At 32.0% G+C, this 2,965-nt stretch carries 3 protein-coding genes; all 3 read left to right on the plus strand.

The window, feature by feature from the left end; genetic code table 11:
- The first annotated feature begins 105 nt into the window (after window positions 1-105).
- The 3 genes from C3E90_RS04195 to C3E90_RS04200 all read left to right on the plus strand — a co-directional run bounded on the left by C3E90_RS04195 (window position 106) and on the right by C3E90_RS04200 (window position 2,880).
- A complete protein-coding gene (locus tag C3E90_RS04195) occupies window positions 106-1,155 on the plus strand; it encodes a plasmid pRiA4b ORF-3 family protein (protein ID WP_236914402.1) in 1,050 nt (349 codons plus the stop codon).
- 116 nt (window positions 1,156-1,271) lie between these two features.
- On the plus strand, window positions 1,272-1,550 hold the full coding sequence (locus C3E90_RS13570) for a Fic family protein (protein ID WP_442870557.1): 279 nt from the start codon (window positions 1,272-1,274) through the stop codon (window positions 1,548-1,550).
- Window positions 1,551-2,283: 733 nt separating this feature from the next.
- The gene (locus tag C3E90_RS04200; RefSeq protein WP_236914404.1) at window positions 2,284-2,880 is read left to right on the plus strand and encodes a helix-turn-helix domain-containing protein; all 597 of its coding nucleotides are present in this window, start codon (window positions 2,284-2,286) and stop codon (window positions 2,878-2,880) included.
- The last annotated feature ends 85 nt before the right edge of the window (window positions 2,881-2,965 follow it).

Raw genomic sequence — 2,965 nt, forward strand, 5'->3', positions numbered from 1 at the left:
CATCTCCCCCTAAAAAGTTATTCATAGGGGTATTATATTTTAAAGGTGGACCAGTTTTCAACTGAAATGGTGGCCTACTTTTAGATTAACATAAACAAGCAGAAAATGAAAAACAATATAAGTTCAATAAAAAATGAAATTACTCCAGTACGTCTTCATTTAGAATTGAGAGATGATTACTTATCGGATTATCAGAAAAGAATGTTAATAAGATATGGTGAATCTACTAGCGGAGAGTCAATAACTAGAGATATTCTTGTACCTTCAGATATGCCACTTCATAATCTACACTATACAATTCAAAGACTATTTGGATGGCAAAACTCACACTTGCGTAGTTTTTATCTACCAAAGGGATTATATAATAAGTTGACAGGAGGTACTGTTAAGGGTTGGTCAGATTTAGTAGGTATATTATTTCAACCTCCATCTGAAGTGGAAGAAGATGTTTTCTGGGATGATGATTATGAGAGAGGTAGTTTTAAAGTTTGGCTTAGGAAAAAATATACCGGTCCTTATATATATGGAGGAACTATGGAACATCCCGAAGTAGCAAGACAAAATATTCAAAACCTTCTTGACCGTTTTAAAATGTTTGAGGTTAGAGAATCCTTTAGTGATTATATGAAACGAAAAGAACAGGATAAAAATGCTGAAATAAGAATAATAAAAAGGGCTCCATTAATTAATCTAACCCTTGAAGAGATGAATTCATCAATTATGATTGATGGTGGTACTGAAAGTTTATTGGAACGATTAGAAGTCAATAAGGTTATTGCAGCTCAAGGTGAAGATATTAACTTAGAAGGATGGTTCCCTGTAACTAAAGAACTTATTTATAATTATGACTTTGGAGATAATTGGATAGTGAAGATAACCAAATATAAAGATTGTGAAGATCTTCTTAATAACAATATTATTGATAAGTATGAACTTGAAGAGGCAGAATATACCGTATTGGATAGGCATAAGCCAGTTTGCCTTAATAAAGTAGGTGTATCTGTACTTGATGATGTTGGTGGGCTAGGTGGATTTGCTGATTTCTTAGGAACTATTTATGAAGGGGAAGATAAAGAAGAGGCATCTATCGTTCGTGCATGGGCAAAGAGTCTTGGCTGGAGTGCCACCAAAGTTTCTAATAAAATGATGCTATAGTTATAAAACATTTTTAAAAGTATTGTAAGAATTTCATGGTAAAGTGAGGTTTTTAAAATGGATAAAACAATTCCTGAAAAGGCAATGAAAGAATTAACAATGATTTTAATGTATTTATCACAGGTTCTAATTACCCAGTAACTAAAGTAGAGAATATTCAAGGTGAAATAGAGGATTTATGCAAATGGATAAAAACAGAAAGAAAAATCTATCATCCAGTAGAATTTGCAGCACTTTTTCATAAAAAAATTGTATTTATTCATCCTTTTAAGGATGGAAATCAAATTGGTCAGACCCTCGATATTCAGAAGGTAAAGCATTTCGAATATTTGAATGGCAAGGCAAACCAATGGCTACTGCAATATGTGGAGATTTTTGGTGGGAACAGCATCTAAAGGATATGGAAATGCTTAATAAAAATTTGGATGTTATACTTTAGAGACATATGAAGCAAAAGGAGGGTATTGTGTATTTAGAAAAGGTCGTATAGAAAAAGAGTTAGAATTATAGACATGAGAGTAAAGGCTTTCATGTCTTTTTATATACAAAATTGGAAAGTATTAAATTGCAAACGGATTGTAAGTTCATTTGCAAAAGTGTATATGATATAATAAACTAACGGTTCTGTAGACTATCGTGTAAGTCCCTTGATGGATTGGATTGAACTTCCGAATTGTTTTGGGGTTATCTAAACATTGGTACTGGAGGATAAAAAGTGACGAACTATAAAGAATATATGAAATCAGTTGAAGAGAGTGACTGAAGAAAAGAAAACCAAATGGATATACAATAAAGTACGAATAAACCTTCAATATCAGGTATAATCAATAGATTGCATTGACAGCTATGATATTAAGTCGGTATTTTGCTTGAGTATCAATGGAGATTGTGGAGATAATTAAGTTTCCTATATTCGATATAATTATATTTTGCTGTATGATTATCCTACTAAAAATTTTAAGGGTAAAAAAGAAGAAAATAATATGTCAAACATCAGTAATATTGCTTAAGAGCAGTATTATTAAGAATTGCAACTGTCAGTTGACAAAAAACCAAGTGGGTTTGGTAGCTATGCAACCAGCGTTAATGTTATTATGACAATACCAAAAATAGTAGAGGAGTGTTGTTATGAATATTGCGGACAGAATACAGAGCTTAAGAAAAAACAAGGGCATATCTCAAGAGGAGCTTGCTGATAAGGTAGGGGTTTCTCGTCAAGCAGTATCTAAATGGGAGAGTGAACAAAGTGTACCAGATTTAGACAGAGTAATCATAATGAGTGAGTACTTTGGGGTTACAACAGATTATATTCTAAAGGGGATTGAACCCCAAAAACAATCAGAGAACAAAAACTTTAATACCAGTCAAATATTGTATATAGCTTCAACTGCATTTTTAGCAATCGGACTTTTTGCAGCATTTGGCAGTTGGTATACAGAACAATCTGCAGAAGTTATCTGGGGATCAATGATAATTCAAGTAGTTGGTGTTGCAGCTTACTTTATAGCCAAACTAATATTTCAATCAAAGGCGCCTTTTATTATTAATTGGCTTAATATAATAATTGGGTTGTTTATGCCAATTTCTTTAATTATTGCATTTGTTTTTAGAAGAGGTTTTTCTCCATACCCTATAGACATAGTTTCTGGCTCTATTTTTGCATTAGTATATATTATTACAATAATCTTATCATTCTTTACTTTAAAGAAGTTAGAAAACAATTAGTGGTTGAAGAACAAAATTTGGGTCAAAATCGGTGAAAAGACACCGTTTTTTGACCCTTTAAAATAGCTAAAATATAGATAGTATA

Source organism: Clostridium sp. Cult2 (assembly GCF_021655075.1).
Taxonomy (GTDB): Bacteria; Bacillota; Clostridia; order Tissierellales; family Tepidimicrobiaceae; genus Schnuerera.